This window comes from Paenibacillus sp. GYB004, assembly GCF_036577605.1.
Classification (GTDB): domain Bacteria; phylum Bacillota; class Bacilli; order Paenibacillales; family NBRC-103111; genus Paenibacillus_AB; species Paenibacillus_AB oceani.
In genome coordinates this window covers 111,941-132,880 of sequence record NZ_JARBDB010000030.1, presented here as the reverse complement: position 1 = coordinate 132,880, position 20,940 = coordinate 111,941, and the positions used below count along the sequence as shown (strand labels likewise).

Here is a 20,940-nt window from a genome sequence, read left to right as displayed (position 1 = left end):
TCTATCAATCTGCCAATGCGACATCACTAGCTAGTTTGGGAGGGAACCGGATGAGCAACGCGGCGGACAAAAGGAAGCGGTTTGAGCTGCTGCTGGAGCAGTCGGCCGTGCCGGCCAACGTCGTCGAAGCGTATTTTACGGACGGTCATATCGAGAGGGTGGAATGCAGCCGGAGCAACCGGGAATGGACGTTTATCATCGCCAAGAACAAAGTTGTCCCGGTAGATATTTACCGTTCATTTTATAAAATGGTGCGGGACAAATATGCGCATATCGCCAAAATCCGCATGATCTTCCACTATTCCGCCGAGGTGGCCGACGAGCAGCTGCTCGAGCATTATTGGGGGCTGTTCATCGATTGGGTGCAGCGGGAAGCGGCCTCGGTCAACGGCTGGATGAGCAAAGCGTCTTATGAGGTGAACGGAGGCGTCATTACGCTGCGGATGCTTGACCCGATCGGACTCGAGATGGCCCGCAAAAGAAGCGTCGACGGCTGGGTGCAGCGGTTTTTCGAGGAAAATTTCGGCCGCCGCTATAACGTCAGACTGGCGCTAAGCGAGACCAGCAACGAAGTGTTTGAAAAGTTTGCGCAGCGGGTCGTCGAGGAAGAGCGGACGGTTATTCAAGAAATTATGACGTCCGTGGACACGGAGCCGGAGCTGCCGGAAGTTCCGGAAGGCGATCTGAAGCTGATGATCGGTTATGAGATCAAAGATCCGCCGGTGCCTCTGAAGGACGTGCTTGAGGAAGAGAAAAAAGTAACGGTGCAGGGGCTCATTTTCGGACTGGACAAAAAGGAACTGAGAAACGGCAACACGTTGTTCGAGTTCAAGCTGACCGACTTTTCCGATTCTCTCATGCTGAAGGCGTTTGCCCGCAACAAGGAAGATTTGAAAATATTAAACCTGCTTCAAAACGGCAAATGGATTCGTGTGCGCGGCAAAGTGGAGTACGACCGGTTCATGATGACTCCGGAGCTGGTTATGATTCCAAGCGATCTGACCGAAGTCGTGGCGCCCCCGGAGCGAAAGGACGACGCGCCCGAGAAACGGGTGGAGCTGCATCTGCATTCGACGCTCAGTACGATGGATGCCGTAACCCCGATCGACGAATATATCAAAACCGCCGCAAAGTGGGGGCACAAAGCGATCGCGCTAACCGACCACGGCAACGTGCAGGCATATCCGGAAGCGAACAAAGCCGCGAAAAAGCATGGAATCAAAATGATTTACGGACTCGAAGCGAACGTCGTTAACGATGCGGTGCCGGTTGTCATGAATGCGGCCGATCTATCGCTTGCCGAAGCGACGTACGTCGTATTCGATATCGAGACGACCGGTCTTTCGGTTATCAACAACAAGATCATCGAGCTGGCCGGCGTTAAGATGCAGGACGGCAAAGTGATCGACAAGTTCGAAACCTTCGTTAATCCGCACGAAAAAATCCCTTATCACATCACCCAATTGACCCAGATAACGGACGAAATGGTTGTTGGCGCACCCGAACTGGAGGATGTGCTTCCGAAATTTATCGAGTTCGTCGGCGATGCGGTGCTTGTGGCTCATAACGCCAAATTCGATATGGGCTTTATTCAGGAATCGTGCAAAAGACAGCAGCTGCCGATTTTGCCGAACCCCGTTCTGGATACGCTGGAATTGGCCCGGCTGCTGTACCCGACGCTTAAAAACCATAGGCTTAATACGTTGTCCGACAAGTTCAAGGTCAGCCTGGACAATCACCACAGGGCGGTGGACGACTCTGCGGCGCTCGGGCAAGTGTTGTTCCATTTGCTGAAAGAGGCGGCCGATCGCGGCAAGCTGCAGCTCACACAGTTGAATGATGAGGTCGGGAAGAATTTGTCCAACACCCGTCCGTTCCACTGCTGCATTTATGCCAAAAATGCGGATGGGAAAAAGAACTTGTATAAGCTGATTTCGATGTCGCACACCGAATATTTCAACCGGGTGCCCTGTATTCCCCGCAGCAAGCTGATCGAGCTCCGGGAAGGGCTTCTTATTTCATCCGGCTGCGAGAAAGGCGAATTTTTCGAAGCGGTGCTTAACAAGTCGATGGAGGAAGCGGAGCAGGTTGCAGAGTTCTACGACGTGCTGGAAGTGCAGCCGATCGGCGTGAATATGCATCTGGTGGACAAAGGGCTCGTCGGCAGCAGACTGGAGCTGGAGGAGGCGAACCGGCGCGTCGCGCAAATTGCGGAGAAGCAGGGCAAGTGGCTGATCGCTACGGGTAACGTGCACTATTTGCGCCCCAGAGAGAAAATACACCGCGACATTACGATTCACGGCATCACCGGGTTTAGTCCGCTCAAGGATATGAAGAAGCCGGACGTTCATTTCCGCACGACCAAGGAAATGCTCGACGAATTCGCTCATTTGGGCCAAGAGAAAGCGTACGAAGCCGTCGTCACGAATACGAACTTATTCGCCGATCTGATCGAGGAGTACGATCTGTTCCCGAAAAAGCTGTTTACGCCGATTATCGAAGGAGCGGAGGACGAAATCCGCACAACCTGCTACAATACAGCCAAAGATCTGTACGGCGATCCCGTTCCCGAAGTAGTCGTCAAGCGTCTGGAGAAAGAGCTCGTGCCGATTATCAATTACGGCTTCTCCGCCAACTATCTGATCTCCGCCCGCCTCGTCAAAAAGTCGAACGCCGACGGATACCTGGTCGGTTCCCGGGGTTCCGTAGGCTCGTCGGTAGTCGCCACGTTTCTCGGGATCTCGGAGGTTAATCCGCTGCCGCCGCACTATATGTGTCCTTCGTGTAAGCACAGCGAATGGATTCTCGACGGCAGCATACCGAGCGGTTTCGACCTGCCAGACAAAGATTGTCCGGAGTGCGGAGCGAAGCTGAAGGGCGAAGGCCAGGATATTCCGTTCGAGACGTTCCTCGGCTTTAAGGGCGATAAGGTTCCCGATATCGATCTGAACTTCTCCGGGGAATACCAGCCTGAGGCGCATAATTTCACGAAGGTGATGTTCGGCGAAAAAAGTGTGTTTCGTGCAGGAACGATCGGTACGGTTGCGGAGAAGACCGCATTCGGTTATGTCAAGAAATACGAGGAAGACCAGGGCAAGAAATGGCGGACGGCCGAGGTGCTGCGTCTGGCTCAAGGCTGTACCGGAGTAAAGCGCAGTACGGGACAGCATCCGGGCGGAATCGTCGTCGTACCCGATTACATCGAAGTCGAGGACGTTACGCCGGTTCAATACCCGGCCGACGACACGAAGGCCGATTGGAAAACGACCCATTTCGATTATCACGCGTTTGAGGAAAACTTGCTCAAGCTCGATATACTCGGACACGACGATCCGACGATGATGCGGATGCTGCAGGATTTGACCGGTGTAGACCCGACGACGATTCCGATGAACGATCCGAAAGTAATGAGCTTGTTTAACTCTACCGAGGCGCTGGGCGTAACGCCCGAACAAATCCGTTCGTCTGTCGCGACTTACGGGGTGCCGGAGATGGGGACGAAGTTCGTCCGTCAGATGCTTCAGGAAACGCAACCTTCCACGTTTGCCGACCTGCTGCAAATTTCCGGACTGTCTCACGGTACGGGAGTGTGGCTCGGCAACGCCCAGGAGCTGATCCGGAACAATACGTGCAACATTAAAACCGTTATCGGCTGCCGGGACGATATCATGCTGTATCTGATCTATAAAGCGGGACTGGATGCGGGTCTGGCGTTTAAGATTACGGAAAGCGTGCGTAAGGGCCGGGGGCTGACGGATGAGTGGATCGATGAAATGAAAAAACATAACGTGCCGAAATGGTATATCGATTCGTGTCTGAAGATCGAATACATGTTTCCGAAGGCGCATGCCGCCGCTTACGTTATATCGGCCGTACGTACCGCCTATTTCAAGCTGTATCACCCGATCGCCTATTATGCTACGTACTTCTCGGTACGCGCTTCCGAGGATTTCGATATCGAGCTGTGCTGCCAAGGCTACGACGCGATCAAAGCGAAGCTGATCGAGATCGAGGAGAAAGGGTTCCAGGCGCTGCCCAAAGAAAAGGCGATGATCTCGGTGCTGGAGATGGCGCTGGAAATGACGGCCCGCGGATTTTCGTTCAAAAGCATCGATCTGTACCGGTCCGACGCGACGCGGTTTATAATCGACGACAAAGCTCTCATCCCTCCCTTCTCTTCCATTCAGGGAGTAGGGGAAAACGCGGCCCGCAATATTGCGGCTTCCCGGGAAGACGGGCCGTTCCTGTCGATCGAAGACTTCCAGACGAAGTCCAAAGCAACCAAAACGATCATCGAAATACTAGGCGGAATGGGCTGCTTCCGCGGCTTGCCGGAGTCCAACCAGCTGTCCTTGTTTTAACGGCGCGGGACCGTGGAGAGGTTTCGTCAGAAGCTTCTATTAAATCGATTTTTTCCGCTGGGACGGCCGCGTTTGAGCTAGGAAACCGCTTGTTTTCAGGTTGAAAGGAAACAACTGTTATGGTATAATCATTTTTGGCAATAATGAGTACGGATAGATTGACGCGACAGGAGAGTGGGGAAACCCACTCTTTACGTTTTATCGCACATATCGGAGCTATCCGGCGAAAGTAGCGAAGGAGGTCGACCATGGCGCAGCACATCAAAACGGCCGTGGAGCAAATGCTGGCGCCCTTTTTGGAGCGTGAAGGGTTCGAGTTGGTGGATATCGAGTATGTGAAGGAGGGAAGCAACTGGTTCCTTCGCGTATTTGTAGATAAAGAGGGCGGCATCGACATTGACGATTGCGGCCGCATCAGCGAGTTTTTAAGTGAGCGGCTGGATGAGAAAGATCCGATTCCAACCGCCTATTTTCTCGAAGTATCGTCTCCCGGAGCGGAAAGACCGCTAAAAAAACCGCAGGATTTTGTCCGGGCGGTAGGCAAGCACGTCTTTATAACGACGTACGAGCCGGTCGACGGCGCCAAGGAATTCGAAGGGACGCTGCTGAGCTGCGACGAGAACCAGCTTGTCGTACTTGCGGCGAACAAAAAAACGGAAATTCCGGTCGGCAAAGTCGCAAGCGCCCGTCTTGCGATTTTGTTCTAGCGGCTTACCCTTGAAAGGAGGAATCCACCAAACATGAACATGGAATTTATCGAAGCGTTGTCGGATATTGAGCGGGAGAAAGGGATTTCGAAGGACGTTTTGATCGATGCGATCGAAGCGGCTCTCATTTCCAGCTATAAACGCAACTTCAATACAGCACAAAACGTGAGGGTTGACATCAACCGTCATACTGGACTAATTAAAGTGTATGCCCGTAAAACCGTCGTTGAGGAAGTGCTCGACCTCCGGCTTGAAATATCGCAGTCTGCGGCTAGAGAGATTAATCCGAACTTCCAACTGGGCGATATCGTGGAGATTGAAGTCACTCCGCGCGATTTCGGACGGATTGCCGCCCAGACGGCGAAGCAGGTCGTGACCCAGCGTATCCGCGAAGCGGAGCGGGGACTTATTTACGACGCGTTTATCGATCGGGAGGAAGATATTGTAACCGGCACGGTACAGCGTCAAGATTTGCGGAACATTTATTTGGACCTCGGCAAGGTGGAAGCCGTGCTGCCGCTCAGCGAGTTGATGCAGGGCGAGAAGTTCAAGCACCAGGACCGGATCAAAGCGTTTATAACGAAGGTGGAGAACACGACAAAAGGACCGCAAATTATGCTGTCCCGCACACACCCCGGTCTGCTGAAGCGGCTGTTCGAGCTCGAGGTTCCGGAAATTTACGAAGGTGTCGTGGAGATCCGTTCCGTCGCCAGGGAAGCGGGCTTTCGTTCCAAGATTGCGGTCCATTCCCGCAACGATGAGGTCGATCCGGTCGGTTCCTGCGTAGGTCCGAAAGGTACGCGCGTGCAAACGATCGTAAACGAGCTCCGCGGCGAGAAAATCGACATCGTCCGTTGGTCGGAAAATGTTGAGGAGTATGTCGCCAACGCGCTCAGTCCTTCCAAGGTGCTCGAAGTGAACGTATTCGAAGCGGAGAAAATGGCGCGGGTTATCGTGCCGGACTACCAGCTGTCGCTTGCGATCGGCATCAAAGGGCAAAACGCTCGTCTGGCCGCCAAACTTACGGGCTGGAAGATCGATATCAAAAGCGAATCGCAGGCCGAGCAGGAGCTGGGACGCCCGCGTTCGTCGGGTGTGGAAATGCCTCAAGACTCGGTCAGCATCGACTAACCGGTTAGGAAGCGGTTCGCGGTCCCGATAGCGGATGTCGAACGGTTTTTAACGGGATAAAGGTGGGGATGGCCGTGAAAGCAAGAAAAGTACCGCAGCGTAAATGTATCGTCTGCCAAAAAACGTTATCCAAACGGGAAATGCTGCGGATCGTCCGCACGCCGGAGGGGGAGGTCGAGCTCGATCTTTCCGGCAAGAAAAACGGACGCGGCGCTTATATATGCGGGGATGCGGAAGCGTTCAAAAAAGCGAGGAAAACGAAGGCTTTCGACCGGGCGCTCAAGGTGAACCTGACACCGGAACAGTACGAGCGGCTCGAGCAAGACTTCTCCTCCGTGCAGGACAAATTCAAATCGGTTAGTTGTGGGAAACCAGATGAACAGTCCGAATAAGGTGTTATCTTACTTGGGGCTCGCGATGCGGGCGGGGAAACTCGCCATCGGTGAAGAAGGCGTCCTGAAAGCGGTACGCTCGGGACAGGCTCGCCTGGTCGTGATGGCGGAAGACGCATCGGACAATACTCGCAAAAAGTTTCAGGACAAATGCCAGCATTATGGCGTTACGCTGGCAGAATGTTTCGACCGGTATGAGCTCGGCGCCGCGATCGGGAAAGAGGCGCGCGTGCTTGTAGCGGTAGTAGATGCAGGATTTGCCCGGCTGATCGAGCCGTGTCTCGTAAATAACCCGGAGGTGAAACCTATTGACTAATCAAGACAAAGATAAATTGCGCGTCTATGAATACGCGAAGTCATTAAATATGAGCAGCAAAGAAATTATTACGATATTAAGAAGGTTGAATGTGCCTGTGAATAACCATATGAGTGTGATGGAGAACGATTCAGTGGACAAAGTGGAGAAATTTTTTCGCGACGTAAAAGCGAATGCCGCAGCCAAACGCGCTGCCGGCGAGGGAAGCGTATCGAACACGGCAGCTCCGGCACAAGATGCCAAACCTGCCCAAAGATCTCAGGAAAATAGAGGGGGCGACCGTCCGCAAGGCGGGGACCGCCCAGAGCGCAGCGACCGTCCGCAGGGCGGAGATCGTCCGGAGCAAAGCGACCGTCCACAAGGCGAGCGTCGTTACGACAATAACCGTCCGAATCAGGGCGGAGGCAGACCGCAAGGCGGAGGCCGTCCATACGGGGACCGTCCGCAAGGTCAAGGCGGCCAAGGTGGAGGCCGTCCGTATGGCGACCGTCCGCAAGGTCAAGGCAGCCAAGGCGGAGGCCGTCCATACGGCGACCGTCCGCAAGGTCAAGGCGGCCAAGGCGGAGGCCGTCCATACGGCGACCGTCCGCAAGGTCAAGGCGGCCAAGGCGGAGGCCGTCCATACGGCGACCGTCCGCAAGGCCAAGGCGGCCAAGGCGGAGGCCGTCCATACGGCGACCGTCCGCAAGGCCAAGGCGGCCAAGGCGGAGGCCGTCCATACGGCGACCGTCCGCAAGGTCAAGGCGGCCAAGGCGGAGGCCGTCCGTATGGCGACCGTCCACAAGGTCAAGGCGGCCAAGGCGGAGGCCGTCCATACGGCGACCGTCCGCAAGGCCAAGGCGGCCAAGGCGGAGGCCGTCCATACGGCGACCGTCCGCAAGGTCAAGGCGGCCAAGGCGGAGGCCGTCCATACGGTGACCGTCCGCAAGGCGGCGGCAGACCGCAAGGCCAGGGCGGCCAAGGTGGCGGCAGACCGCAAGGCCAGGGTGGCCAAGGTGGCGGCAGACCGCAAAGCACTACCACTACTCCACCGATGGCTACTGGCCGTCCGCAGCAGACGCGCACGGACCGTGACCGCGGCTACCAGGACCGGGATCGCGCCGGAACGCTCAAAAATGCGGACCCGCGCTTTAACAAAGCGGAAGTCATCCGGACGACCGTTGAGGATTTGGATGATATTACCGTAGCGCAAGGGGTTAAAACTTCGAAAAAACCGAAGTCTCCCCAAGGCAACAACCGCGGCGGCAACAACTCCCGCGGTGGCAAAGGCGGTAAAGGAAGATATCAGCCGGAGCCGATCCGTAAGGAAAAGATCGACAACACGCCGAAGAAGATTATCGTACGCGGTACGATGACGGTTGGAGAATTGTGCAAATCGCTCCATAAGGACGCATCCGAAGTTATCAAAAAGCTGCTCTTCCTCGGGGTTATGGCTACCATCAACCAGGAGCTCGATCTGGAGACGATCCAGTTGGTCGCGAACGAGTTTAAGGTTGAAGTGGAGATCAAGCTGCCAGTCGAAGAAGACAACTTCGAAACGATCGAAGAGAAGGACGATCCGGCTGATCTGATCGAACGTCCGGCGGTCGTTACGATTATGGGTCACGTCGACCACGGTAAGACGACGCTGCTGGACGCCATTCGCCAAACGAACGTGTCCGAAGGCGAAGCCGGCGGCATTACCCAGCATATCGGGGCGTACCAGGTCGAAATCAATAACAAAAAAATTACGTTCCTTGACACGCCGGGTCACGAAGCGTTCACATCGATGCGCGCCCGCGGTGCTCAAGTTACAGATATTACGATTATCGTCGTAGCGGCCGATGACGGCGTTATGCCGCAGACGGTAGAAGCGATTAGCCACGCGAAAGCGGCAAACGTGCCGATTATCGTAGCGGTGAATAAAATCGACAAGCCGGATTCGAATCCGGATAAAATCAAGCAGGAGCTCACCGAGTACAATCTGGTGCCGGAGGAGTGGGGCGGAGATACCATTTTCGCGAACATTTCGGCCAAGCAAAGAATCGGTCTGGAAGAGCTGCTTGAGATGATCCTGCTCGTTGCCGAAGTTCAGGAGTTTAAAGCGAACCCGAACAAACGGGCTAGAGGTACTGTAATCGAAGCCGAGCTGGATAAAGGGAAAGGGCCGGTTGCGCGGATTCTCGTTCAGCACGGTACGCTTAAAATCGGCGATGCATTCGTAGCAGGCAACTGCTTCGGACGCGTCCGGGCGATGGTGAACGACAGAGGCCGCCGCTTGAAAGAAGCCGGACCGTCGACCCCTGTCGAGATTACCGGCTTGACCGAAGTGCCGCAAGCGGGCGATCCGTTTATGGCATTCGAGGACGAGCGCAAAGCAAGGGCGATTGCCGAAAGACGTATGACGTCCCACCGTCAGACGACAATGGGCGCGAACAGCCGAGTAACGCTGGACGATCTGTACAAACATATTAAGGATGGCGAGATCAAAGATCTCAATGTCATCATTAAAGGCGACGTACAAGGGTCCGTCGAGGCGCTTAAAGGCTCGCTCGAGAAAATCGAAGTGGAAGGCGTCCGCGTCAAAATTATCCACAACGGCGTCGGTGCGGTTACCGAATCCGACATTATTCTCGCTTCGGCTTCGAACGCGATCATTATCGGATTTAACGTTCGTCCGGAGCCTGCCGCGATGGCGACGGCGGAGCAGGAGAAAGTGGATATCCGTCAGCACAGCATCATCTACAAAGTAATCGAAGAAATCGAGCATGCGATGAAAGGTATGCTGGACCCGGTATACAAAGAAGTCGTAATCGGTCAAGCCGAAGTTCGCAATATTTTCAAAGTGAGCAAAATCGGTACGATCGCCGGCTGTATGATCATCTCGGGCAAAATTACAAGAGCGGCGGAGCTTCGCCTCGTTCGCGGCGGCATCGTCGTATTCACAGGCAAAGTCGACTCCCTGAAGCGGTTTAAGGATGACGTCCGTGAAGTGGCGCAAGGTTACGAATGCGGTATTTCCATCGAGAAGTATAACGACATCCGAGAAGGGGACATTATTGAAGCGTTCGTGATGGAAACCGTAGAAAGGTGATGACGGATGGCAAAAGTACGTGTCGGCCGTGTCGGCGAACAAATTAAAAAAGAGTTGAGCCAGATTTTGCAAGCGGAGCTGAAAGATCCCCGTGTCGGTTTTATAACCGTAACGGGGGTCGATGTGACGAACGATCTGTCTCAGGCCAAAGTATATTTGAGCGTAATGGGCACGGATCAGCAAAAGGAAGATTCGCTTAAAGCGATCGAAAAGGCTACCGGCTTTATCCGGTCCGAGCTCGGCAAGCGGATCCGGCTGCGCATTACGCCCGAGCTTTTGTTCCAGTTCGATACGTCGATTGAATACGGCAGCCGGATCGACGCGCTGCTGAACCAAATCAACAAAGGGAATCCGGACGCATGACGGACTCCCGCCGCAATCGACCATATGAACAGCAATTGGCGGCCGCCCGGAAGTTCATCGAGGACAACGACCGTTTTCTGGTCGTTGCCCATGTGAACCCCGATGGCGATGCCGCCAGCTCTACGTCTGCAATCGGATGGATGCTGGAGCGGCTTGGCAAACGGTTTGTTTTGGTGAATGAAGGAACAATGCCGAAAAAATTCGGTTTTTTGTGGGGATTCGAGCGTATGCTTGCGCTGGACGAGCTTCCGTCCGAAGAGCTTTATACGTGCATCATCAGCGTAGATTGCGCGGATGAAGCAAGGATCGGCAAAGTTAAGGAGCGGTTTGCGGAGGGCGCGAAGCTGCTGAATATCGATCATCATCCGACGAACGATTATTTCGGGGACGTTCAGTTGATCCGCGAAGATGCTGCGGCCACCGTTGAGATCCTATACGACTTGGCCGAGGAAATGACGCTGCCTGTCGAGGGAGAGCTCGCCACCGCGATCTACTGCGGATTGCTGACGGATACCGGAGGATTCCGCTACTCGAATACGACGCCGAAGGTCATGCGGATCGCGGCGGAGCTTCTTGCCGGCGGAGTGGAAGGGCATCGCCTTGCCGAGCTAGTACTCGAGAAAATCACGTATTCCCATATAACCGTATTAAAGCAGGCTTTAAGCACATTATCGTTTAACGAAGACCGTCAGATCAGCTGGATTACCGTCTCTCAGGACGATATCCGGATGTCGGGAGCGACCTCGGAAGACATGGACGGACTCATCTTGTATCCGCGCAATATAGAAGGTGTCGAGGTCGGACTTCTGTTTAAGCAAACCGACGAGCAGACGGTCAAAGTCAGCTTCCGCTCCAACGGAAAAGCAGACGTGGCTGCCATCGCCCAGCGTTTCGGCGGCGGCGGTCACGTCCGCGCATCCGGCTGTACGCTGAAAGGCGGGCTGCAGGAAGTCGTGGAGCGAGTCGTAAAGGAAGTAGGACAATCGCTGCGATGAACTATGAAGGCGTATTGCCGGTTCATAAACCGGCGGGATTTACCTCGCACGACGTGGTGGCCAAGCTTAGAAGGATTGTCGGAATGAAGCGGATCGGGCATACTGGTACGCTGGACCCGCAAGTAACCGGCGTATTGCCGTTATGCCTGGGCCGGGCCACCCGATTCGTTGAATATATACAGGATCTGCCGAAGCAATACGAAGCGGAGCTCACGTTCGGGTACAGCACCGATACCGAAGACTGGACCGGGGAGACGATCGAGCGGCTGGAGCCCGGCAGCATCAAGCTGTCGGAGACGGCTGTCCGTTCGGCGCTTCAGTCGTTTATTGGTACGATCGACCAAGTTCCCCCCATGTATTCCGCCGTCAAAGTCGGTGGAAAAAAGTTGTACGAATTGGCGCGCGAAGGGAAAGAGGTCGAGCGGAAATCGAGAAAAGTCGACATTTATGAAATGGAGACGCTTGCTCTTGACTTGGACGCGGAATATCCGAAGGTTCGTTTTCGCGTGTTATGCTCGAAAGGCACCTACATCCGCACGTTATGCGTCGATATAGGGAGAACGCTTGGTTATCCGGCCGTCATGACGCAGCTCGTCCGAAGCTCCACCGGTTCGATCACGCTCGACCGATGCTTCACCTTCGAACAGATCGAAGAAAAGCACCGAGCGGGGGAACTGTCGTCTCTGCTTATTCAGGCGGATCGGCTCGTGACTCAGCTGCCTTCCGTCACGGTGACGGCAAGCGGGGCGAAACATGCGGTGCAAGGGAAATCACTTCCGATTCCGGACGGAGCGCTTCGATCGCAGCAGGATGAGCTTGTCAAGGTATACGATCCGTCCGGCTTGTTTATCGGAATATTCAGGGCAGACAGGGAACGCGGGATTCTGCGTCCGGAGAAAGTGTTCGCGGGCCAGGTCCAGGCGGGTGCCCAAGTAGCAGGTGAGAGCTGACATGCAATCCATAAAGTTATCCTATCCGATACCGAATCCGGTTCCCGGATGTCCAAGCAACGGACAAGTACTGGCGATCGGCGATTTCGACGGTCTGCATCTGGGTCACCGCGAGGTGATCAGCCGGGCTGCAGAAACGGCTCGAAAGCTTGGAGCGCCTGCGGCGGTTATGACGTTTCATCCGCATCCGCGAGAGGTGCTAGGCCAGGACAAGTACGTCCGGCACCTCACGCCGGTGCGCGAGAAGCTGGATCTGTTCGCACAGGCGGGTGTTGATACGGCTTATCTGGTGCGCTTCGACGTTCCGTTCTCGCAAATCAGCCCTTCGCAGTTTGTGGAAGAAGTGCTGATCCCGCTTCGGGTAAATACGGTTGTAGTCGGCTTCGATTTCAAGTTCGGTCATAAAGGAAGCGGCAATCCGGACATGATGTGCGAACTCGCCGCGGGCCGTTTTGCCGTTGAAGTGGTGCGCCCTTATTGTATGGATGGAATCAAAGTCAGCAGTACGCTTATCCGGGAACATCTGGAGCGGGGAGAGGTCAGCCGGGTGCAGCAGTTGCTTGGCCGTTCCTACGCCATGACCGGGACCGTCATTCACGGGGCGGCGAGAGGCAGACAGATCGGATTTCCGACGGCGAATATCGAACTGGACGATTTTTATGTCATCCCTTCAAACGGCGTATATGCGATCCGGCTTGAACTTGGAGGCGAAAGTTTCGCCGGCGTTATGAACATCGGAACGAAACCGACGTTTGAAGATACGGACACGCGGACGCTCGAAGCGCATCTGTTCGATTTCTCCCGGACGATCTACGGAGAAGCCGTCAAGGTAGAACTGATCGAGTTCATCCGATACGAGCAAAAATTCGGTTCCATCGATGACTTGATCGCCCAAATCGGCCGGGATGTCGAGCAAGCGAAGCGAATTACGGGACATTGCGCGGAAAAAGCCGAGAATGGCGTTAAATAATCGCCTCCGGCATTTACTTTGCATTTGCAATTGTGCTATACTAAGTTTCGTTGCTTAGGCGAAAGCTTGGCAGCGATTCAGGAACCTTGGCTCGGTTGGCCGATCTCACCGTCGTCTTCTGGGCTAACGGCGATTGTTTATATGAAGATAGGGAGGTGAACGGAAATGGCATTGACTCAAGAACGCAAAACGCAACTGATTCAAGATTACAAAACTCACGAATCCGACACGGGGTCTCCGGAAGTGCAAATCGCGATTCTGACCGAGAACATCGTAAACTTGACGAATCACCTGCGCACGCACAAGAAAGACCACCATTCCCGTCGTGGACTGCTTAAGATGGTCGGTCAACGTCGTAAACTGCTGGCTTACTTGAAAAACAAAGAAGTTAGCCGTTACGCAGCATTGATCGAACGTCTCGGACTTCGCAGATAATGGTTACGGACAAAGCAACCTGCCGGCTAGGCCGCGCGGTTGTTTTTTTCTACAATCCATAGAGGCGGGGGTTCCCCCGAAAGCCCGGAATCAGTTTGTCGGTTTTCCGCGCCTTCGGGGGAATTTTCGTGCGCAAGAAGGAAATACTAGACTCTATGCAGAATAAAGGAAATGTCGCTACCAAAACTTACATACGAGCAGGAGGGAGTACATGGAAAAACAGGTGCGCATGGACCTAGGAGGCCGACCGCTGTCGCTTGAAACTGGTCGGCTGGCCAAACAGGCGAACGGCGCTGTGCTTGTCCGTTACGGTGAAACCGTCGTACTATGCACAGTCACGGCTTCGAGCGAGCCGAAAGATCTCGACTTTTTTCCATTGACGGTGAATTACGAAGAAAGATTGTATGCCGTCGGTAAAATTCCGGGTGGATTTATTAAGCGGGAAGGACGTCCGAGCGAGAAGGCAATTTTGGCCGGCCGGCTGACCGACCGTACGATTCGCCCCTTGTTTGCGGAAGGATTCCGCAATGACGTTCAGATCGTCGCGATGGTTATGAGCGTAGACCAGGACTGTCCGCCGGAAATTGCGGCGATGATCGGTACTTCGGCGGCGCTGACGGTATCCGACGTTCCGTTTAACGGCCCGATCGGCGGCGTTATCGTAGGCCGCATCGACGGTCAATTCATCATCAATCCGGACAGCAGTCAGGAAGACAAAAGCGACATGCACGTCGTCGTCGCCGGTACGAAGGATGCAATCATGATGGTGGAAGCGGAAGCGAACGAGATTCCGGAGGAGCACATCCTCGAAGCGATCATGTTCGGTCACGAGGAAATCAAAAAAATCGTAGCCGTCCAGGAACAATTTGCAGCCGAAGCGGGCAAGCCGAAGATGGAAGTGAAGCTGCACGCCGTGAACGAGTCGGTGAATAGCGATGTTCGGGCGTTTGCGAGCGCGCGACTTGTGGAAGCGATCCGTATTCCGGAGAAGCATGCGCGTCAGGATGCGATCGATGCGATTAATGCAGAAGCGGTCGACCATTTCGCGTCGCAATATGCGGAAGAGCCGGAGAAGCTGAAGGATGTTAAGGAAGTGCTGTACGATATCGTCAAAGAAGAAGTGCGCCGTCTGATCACGCATGATAAAGTGCGGCCTGACGGACGCGCGCCGGAAGAAATCCGTCCGATCGAATGCGATACGGCTTTGCTTCCTCGTACACACGGTTCCGGCCTGTTTACGCGCGGTCAAACCCAGGCTTTAAGCATTTGTACGCTGGGTGCGCTCGGCGATGTGCAAATTTTGGACGGGCTTGATCTGGAAGATTCGAAACGTTTTATGCATCATTACAACTTCCCGCCGTTCAGCGTAGGCGAGGCCAGACCGCTCCGCGCTCCGGGACGCCGCGAGATCGGTCATGGTGCACTCGGTGAACGCGCGCTGGCCAAAGTATTGCCGGCGGAATCCGAATTCCCGTATACGATTCGTCTTGTATCCGAAGTTCTCGAGTCGAACGGCTCTACTTCGCAGGCGAGTATATGTGCGAGCACACTCGCGATGATGGATGCGGGCGTACCGATCAAAGCCCCGGTTGCAGGCGTAGCGATGGGTCTAATCAAGGACGGCGAACATTTCTCGATTTTGACCGACATTCAAGGGATGGAAGACCATCTCGGAGACATGGACTTTAAAGTTGCCGGTACGGCGGCTGGAGTTACCGCGATCCAGATGGATATCAAAATCGACGGAATCGACCGTGAGATCTTGAATCAAGCGTTGGGGCAGGCGAAGGAAGGCCGGATGTTCATCCTTGGCAAAATGCTTGAAGCGATTCAAGAACCGCGCAAAAATCTTTCACCTTATGCGCCGAAAATCGTCATCATGCACATCAATCCGGACAAAATCCGTGATGTCATCGGTGCGGGCGGCAAAATCATCAACAAAATCATTGAAGAAACCGGCGTAAAAATCGATATCGAGCAAGACGGTACTGTATTTATCGCCTCTTCGAATGCCGAGATGAACGAGAAAGCCAAATCGATCATCGAAGGAATCGTCAAGGAAGTTGTCATAGGCGAGACGTACCTCGGTACGGTCAAGCGGATCGAGAAATTCGGCGCGTTTGTTGAAATTTTGCCGGGTAAGGACGGGCTTGTCCATATCTCGCAAATCTCGACGGAACGAGTAGCCAAAGTGGAAGACGTCTTGAAGATCGGCGATCAAATCACGGTTAAAGTAACCGAGATCGATAACCAGGGCCGCGTTAATTTGTCCCGCAAAGCAACGCTGACCACTCCGCAGGTACCGGCGCAAAGCTGATCGGCTGCGCCTCCTGCGCCTCAAGCAGCAGGGCTGAAGATGCGGTTTTCTTCCAAGCGAAGCAAGATAATCGAATAACCCGAAGGAGCTTCGAACCGAAGCTTCTCTGAACAAAGAGCCAGAGCAGTCTGTCTCTTTTTTTATTGCTGCAGAACATATAAATGAGCTAAGCGAGACAGCTGTACAGCGTTTATTTACTGGACAGGGAAGAGGTATAGCCATTAGGGGCCTCACTTTTGGCGGGAATATCTTGTCCCTGTTACTTGGACATATCCAGGGCACGTTCGTCATAAGCTGGTACAAATCGGACGGATCGGGGTAGATATATGCAAAAGTATAAATGGCTATTTGTCGGAGGGGCGCTTGGTCTGGTCACTTGGGGTCTCGTGCAATCAAGCAGCATGGACGCTTTCGTCGCATCGTTGGACGAGCGCTCCGGAACCGCATACCGTCAGGTCGACCCGCTGGAAGGGTTTCATATGACGACGAGCACTTCGACGTCTCCGATATCGGGCGAACAGCTTATGGAACGCATCAGAGCGGAAGCGGATACCTACAAGGAAGCTCCGATCGATGCCAAAGTGGACCGGGTGTGGAAGGCGATCCCGGGGCTGAACGGGGTCGAGGTCGATATCGAACAGACGTTCAATCAGGCCAGGGGTAAAGATGTAAGCGGCGGTATTCCGCTCGTATTCAAACCGATCCCGCCTGCCGTAACCTTGAAGGATTTGGGCCCGCATCCCGTCTATAAAGGCAATCCTAACAAGCCGATGGCATCCCTGATGATCAACGTGGCCTGGGGAAACGAATTTATTGAACCGATGCTGGACGTTCTGGAGAAAGAGGACGTCAAGGCGACCTTTTTCTTTGACGGTTCCTGGCTGAGTAAAAATATCGATGTGGCGAAGCTGATTCAGAAGAAAGGGCACGAGTTGTCCAACCATGCGTATTCGCACAAAGATATGAGCAAGCTCGGCAGGGAAGAGACGGTCAAAGAGATCAGTCGGACACAAGATTTGTTAAAGGAACAATTAGGGGTGGACAATGTATTGTTCGCTCCGCCGTCCGGGGATTTCAGCGATTTGACGGTGAAAGTGGCGTTCGAGATGAATTTGCAGACGATATTGTGGACGCTGGACACGGTCGACTGGCAGAAGCCTTCCTCGGATTCCATCGTTCGCAAGATCGGCTCGCGCGTCGAGCCAGGTTCGCTGATCCTGATGCATCCGACCGCTTCGTCCTCCGGAGCGCTTTCCGGCATGATCCAAGAAATCAAGCGAAAAGGTCTCGTGTTGGGAACAGTCTCGGAACTAATCTCTCCGGAGCGAATACCAAAGGTTGAGCGCAACATTAATTTTTGATAAGATCATGGGAGTAAGAATGTAGAGATTAGATCGGAACGCCTGCCCGTTTCCGAATTGCAACATAACCTGCCGGCCGCTTAAGACGCGGTCGTGCTACCAACGAGGCGCCAGCCGTACTTACGTTCTATCGGACCCCGGCACATGATGCAGCAATCGATCTACTACGTTTCCATATTAAGGGGGAGCCCCATCTTGATCAAAAAGACGCTGAGCAACGGTTTGCGGGTCGTCATGGAACAAATCCCGACCTACCGTTCCGTATCGTTCGGAGTATGGGTAAAGACCGGGTCGCGTTATGAAGACGGACCGAACAACGGAATTTCCCATTTTATCGAACATATGCTGTTTAAAGGAACGGAGCGGTATACGGCTAAAGATATCGCAGAAATTTTCGACGGGATCGGCGGCAACGTGAACGCCTTTACGGCGAAGGAGTACACGTGTTATTATGCGAAAGTTCTCGATACGCATCTGCCTATCGCCGTGGATGTACTTTCCGACATGTTCTTCAATTCGAAGTTCGATCAAGCCGAGCTCGATAAGGAGCGGAACGTCATCCTGGAAGAAATCTCGATGTACGACGATACGCCGGACGATCTGGTTCACGACCTGATTGCAAAAGCCGCGTACGGCGATCATGCGCTCGCCTATTCGATTCTCGGCACGGAAGCCAACTTGAAGGCGATTCAGCCCGCTCATCTGCGGCAGTATATGAAGGAACATTACTCGATTCCGAATACGGTCATCGGAATGGCTGGAAATATCGACGACAGCGTTACCGATTTGCTGGAAAAGCATTTCGGATCGTTTCACAATAAGGGGACCGCTTATGAGCTGGACGTTCCCCAATTTGTCGGCCAATCTTTATTTCACGCCAAAAAAACCGAACAAAATCATATCTGTCTCGCATTGCCGGGCTGCTCGCTGCACGATCCGATGCTGTACCCGATGATTCTGCTTAACAATATGATCGGCGGCGGAATGAGCTCGTACTTGTTCCAGGAAATTCGCGAGAAGCGCGGGCTTGCTTATTCGGTCTATTCGTACCATACGGCGCATGTCGACAGCGGCATGTTTACCATTTATATGGGGACGGCGCCGAAGCAGACCCAGGAAGTGCTGAATGTTACGATGGAAGTACTGCGAGGCGTCGCGCAGAACGGTTTGTCCGACGAGGAGCTTCGCAAAGGAAAAGAGCAGCTGAAAGGAAGCTTTATTCTAAGTCTGGAGAGCACGAGCAGCCGGATGAACCGACTCGGTAAAAACGAGCTCATGTTCGGCAAACATTACACGCTTGATGAAATTTTGGCCCGAATTGATTCCGTCTCGCAGGAAGATATCCGTACGCTGGTCAACCGGCTGTTCGGACAACCGTTCGCCTTGGCGATGGTCGGCAAATCGGACAAACCGATCCAGTCGTTCAGGAGGGATTCCCTTGTCATACCTAGTTAATGTCAAACGCCAACCCGACTGCGAAGATGTACAGCTGCCTCAGAAAATGTCCGAGCTCGCCAGCGGCTTCGATCTGTATGCCGCCGTAGCCGAACCAGTAACGCTTCAGCCAGGGGAGCGGTCTCTTATACCGACCGGCATCGCCATTGCTATGCCGCCGGAACTCGAAGCGCAAATTCGTCCGCGCAGCGGACTTGCCTATAAGCACGGCATCACATGCCTGAATACGCCGGGAACGATCGATGCGGACTATCGCGGGGAAATTAAAGTGTTGCTGATTAATCTTGGACAAGTACCGTTTACAATCGAACGGAACGAAAGGATCGCCCAAATGGTGTTTCAGACCGTGCCCGCCGTCAAGCTGGAAGTGGTGGACGATCTGGATGATACGGCGCGCGGGGCCGGCGGATTCGGTCATACCGGAACAAAATAACGCATTCCAGATGTAACGATCGTCGCTCCTGAACAAGGAAGCGGCGATTTTTTTGTTGGCGGCGGGCGGAAGCGCGAAACGTCAGTAGGCAGCTTGGGCTGTAACCCATTCCTGTGTCCGCGCATAAGATGTTCTATACTTGCGGCACGAAAGGGGTGTAAATATGCTGACCGGCATTCAAGTCACCTTGATCGGCGGGGATGCGCGCCAATTGGAAGTGATTCATAAGTTTTCCGAGCTGGACGCGTCCGTCACCCTGATCGGATTTGACAACTTGCAGCATCTGCACAGTGGAGTTACAAGATCGGCCCTAACGGTAGAAGCGTTGGAAAAATCCGACGCGGTCATTTTACCGGTAGTGGGAACTGACGATAACGGCGTTGTCGATTCGATTTTCTCGACGTCCGAACTTTTATTGGCCGATGAACATATCGCGGCGCTGCCCAAGCATGCGAAAGTGTACACCGGTATGGCAAAGCGTTATTTGAAGGAGCTGTGCTCCAAGCAGGGCATCGAACTGGTCGAACTGCTGGACAGAGACGATGTGGCGATCTACAATTCGATTCCGACGGCGGAAGGCGCCCTGATGATGGCAATTCAGAACACCGATATTACGATCCACGGTTCGATCTGTATGGTGCTCGGAATCGGACGGACCGGGATGACGATGGCGCGGACGTTGAAGGGACTAGGCGCTACCGTCAAGGTGGGAATCCGCAAACCGGAGCATTTTGCACGGGCGTGGGAGATGGGTTTTACCCCGTTTTACTTGTCTGAATTGTCACATCAGGTGACGAATATCGACTTGCTTTTTAATACGATTCCGACTATGATAGTCACAGCGCAGATTATTGCCAACATTCCGCACCGCGCGGTCATTATCGACCTTGCGTCGAAGCCTGGCGGGACCGATTTTCGATTCGCCGAAAAACGGGGCGTGAAGGCAATGCTCGCACCCGGACTTCCCGGAATCGTCGCACCGAAAACAGCTGGACGCATCATTGCGAACACCGTAAGTCAGCTGATCATGGATGACGTATACTCCGGGAGGAATGCGTGATGGAATGGAATGGGAGAACGGTCGGCTTCGCCTTGACCGGGTCGCATTGTACGTTTGCCGAAACGATGCCGCATATTCAACGGTTCGTTGATGCGGGAGCGAAGGTCGTACCGATTGCGTCCAATACTTTAATGACGACAGATACCCGATTTGGCACATCGGAAAATTGGCAGAAACAATTGAAAGAAATAACCGGAAATGATATTATCTCTTCGATTGTCGATGCCGAGCCTCTGGGTCCGTCGAAGCTGCTGGATGTTATGCTGATTGCGCCTTGTACGGGCAATACGACGAGCCGGCTCGCCAATGCGATGACGGACAGCGCGGTTCTGATGGCCGCCAAAGCGCAAATGCGCAACCAAAGGCCGTTAGTGCTTGCGATATCGACCAATGACGGACTTGGATTAAACGCGGCGAATATCGCCAAGCTGCTGGTCGCCAAAAATATTTATTTCGTCCCGTTCGGTCAGGACAATCCCGTGCAGAAACCGAATTCGCTTGTGGCGCGCATGGATCTGATTATGGATACGTGTGCGGCTGCGATGCAGGGCAAACAGTTGCAACCGTTATTGATCGAAAGGTTCCAGGACATTATTTCTTGATCATCCTGTCTTCCCAACA

17 protein-coding genes are annotated in these 20,940 nt (G+C 53.9%); all 17 read left to right on the top strand.

Features of this window, described 5'->3' with window-relative positions:
- Positions 1-50: 50 nt before the first annotated feature.
- Complete coding sequence (locus PV433_RS12660; RefSeq protein ID WP_332072485.1) at positions 51-4,361, top strand: PolC-type DNA polymerase III; 4,311 nt, start codon at positions 51-53, stop codon at positions 4,359-4,361.
- 248 nt (positions 4,362-4,609) lie between these two features.
- Positions 4,610-5,068 (top strand): ribosome maturation factor RimP, encoded by a 459-nt coding sequence (gene rimP / locus PV433_RS12655; protein WP_332072484.1) that lies wholly within the window; start codon positions 4,610-4,612, stop codon positions 5,066-5,068.
- 33 nt (positions 5,069-5,101) lie between these two features.
- Positions 5,102-6,199 (top strand): transcription termination factor NusA, encoded by a 1,098-nt coding sequence (nusA, locus tag PV433_RS12650; RefSeq protein WP_190927990.1) that lies wholly within the window; start codon positions 5,102-5,104, stop codon positions 6,197-6,199.
- 74 nt (positions 6,200-6,273) lie between these two features.
- Complete coding sequence (rnpM, locus tag PV433_RS12645; protein WP_190927992.1) at positions 6,274-6,591, top strand: RNase P modulator RnpM; 318 nt, start codon at positions 6,274-6,276, stop codon at positions 6,589-6,591.
- Positions 6,575-6,907, top strand: coding sequence for a YlxQ family RNA-binding protein (locus PV433_RS12640; protein WP_332072483.1), 333 nt, complete (start codon positions 6,575-6,577; stop codon positions 6,905-6,907). Before rnpM ends, PV433_RS12640 begins: the two co-directional genes overlap by 17 nt.
- A 49-nt stretch (positions 6,908-6,956) precedes the next feature.
- Positions 6,957-9,980, top strand: coding sequence for a translation initiation factor IF-2 (gene infB, locus PV433_RS12635; protein ID WP_442951516.1), 3,024 nt, complete (start codon positions 6,957-6,959; stop codon positions 9,978-9,980).
- 6 nt (positions 9,981-9,986) lie between these two features.
- Positions 9,987-10,343 (top strand): 30S ribosome-binding factor RbfA, encoded by a 357-nt coding sequence (gene rbfA, locus PV433_RS12630; protein ID WP_190932417.1) that lies wholly within the window; start codon positions 9,987-9,989, stop codon positions 10,341-10,343.
- The gene (locus PV433_RS12625) at positions 10,340-11,338 is read left to right on the top strand and encodes a DHH family phosphoesterase (RefSeq protein ID WP_332072481.1); all 999 of its coding nucleotides are present in this window, start codon (positions 10,340-10,342) and stop codon (positions 11,336-11,338) included. Before rbfA ends, PV433_RS12625 begins: the two co-directional genes overlap by 4 nt.
- The gene (gene truB, locus PV433_RS12620; RefSeq protein ID WP_332072480.1) at positions 11,335-12,288 is read left to right on the top strand and encodes a tRNA pseudouridine(55) synthase TruB; all 954 of its coding nucleotides are present in this window, start codon (positions 11,335-11,337) and stop codon (positions 12,286-12,288) included. Before PV433_RS12625 ends, truB begins: the two co-directional genes overlap by 4 nt.
- Before the next feature lies 1 nt (position 12,289).
- Positions 12,290-13,258 carry a bifunctional riboflavin kinase/FAD synthetase gene (locus PV433_RS12615; RefSeq protein ID WP_332072479.1) on the top strand — a complete coding sequence of 323 codons (969 nt, stop codon included), beginning with the start codon at positions 12,290-12,292 and terminating at the stop codon, positions 13,256-13,258.
- A gap of 165 nt (positions 13,259-13,423) precedes the next feature.
- On the top strand, positions 13,424-13,693 hold the full coding sequence (rpsO, locus tag PV433_RS12610) for a 30S ribosomal protein S15 (RefSeq protein WP_190932421.1): 270 nt from the start codon (positions 13,424-13,426) through the stop codon (positions 13,691-13,693).
- Positions 13,694-13,904: 211 nt separating this feature from the next.
- Positions 13,905-16,010: a polyribonucleotide nucleotidyltransferase gene (pnp, locus tag PV433_RS12605; protein ID WP_332072478.1), complete on the top strand. Its 2,106-nt coding sequence runs from the start codon at positions 13,905-13,907 to the stop codon at positions 16,008-16,010.
- Positions 16,011-16,336: 326 nt separating this feature from the next.
- Positions 16,337-17,371: a polysaccharide deacetylase family protein gene (locus PV433_RS12600; protein WP_332072477.1), complete on the top strand. Its 1,035-nt coding sequence runs from the start codon at positions 16,337-16,339 to the stop codon at positions 17,369-17,371.
- Between the two features lie 234 nt (positions 17,372-17,605).
- The gene (locus tag PV433_RS12595) at positions 17,606-18,826 is read left to right on the top strand and encodes a M16 family metallopeptidase (RefSeq protein ID WP_223837244.1); all 1,221 of its coding nucleotides are present in this window, start codon (positions 17,606-17,608) and stop codon (positions 18,824-18,826) included.
- Positions 18,810-19,259, top strand: a complete 450-nt coding sequence (gene dut / locus PV433_RS12590; RefSeq protein ID WP_332072476.1) for a dUTP diphosphatase — start codon at positions 18,810-18,812, stop codon at positions 19,257-19,259. The genes PV433_RS12595 and dut overlap by 17 nt, the downstream gene beginning before the upstream one ends.
- A gap of 163 nt (positions 19,260-19,422) precedes the next feature.
- A complete protein-coding gene (gene dpsA, locus PV433_RS12585; protein ID WP_190932425.1) occupies positions 19,423-20,319 on the top strand; it encodes a dipicolinate synthase subunit DpsA in 897 nt (298 codons plus the stop codon).
- Positions 20,319-20,921 carry a dipicolinate synthase subunit B gene (locus PV433_RS12580; protein ID WP_332072628.1) on the top strand — a complete coding sequence of 201 codons (603 nt, stop codon included), beginning with the start codon at positions 20,319-20,321 and terminating at the stop codon, positions 20,919-20,921. Before dpsA ends, PV433_RS12580 begins: the two co-directional genes overlap by 1 nt.
- The last annotated feature ends 19 nt before the right edge of the window (positions 20,922-20,940 follow it).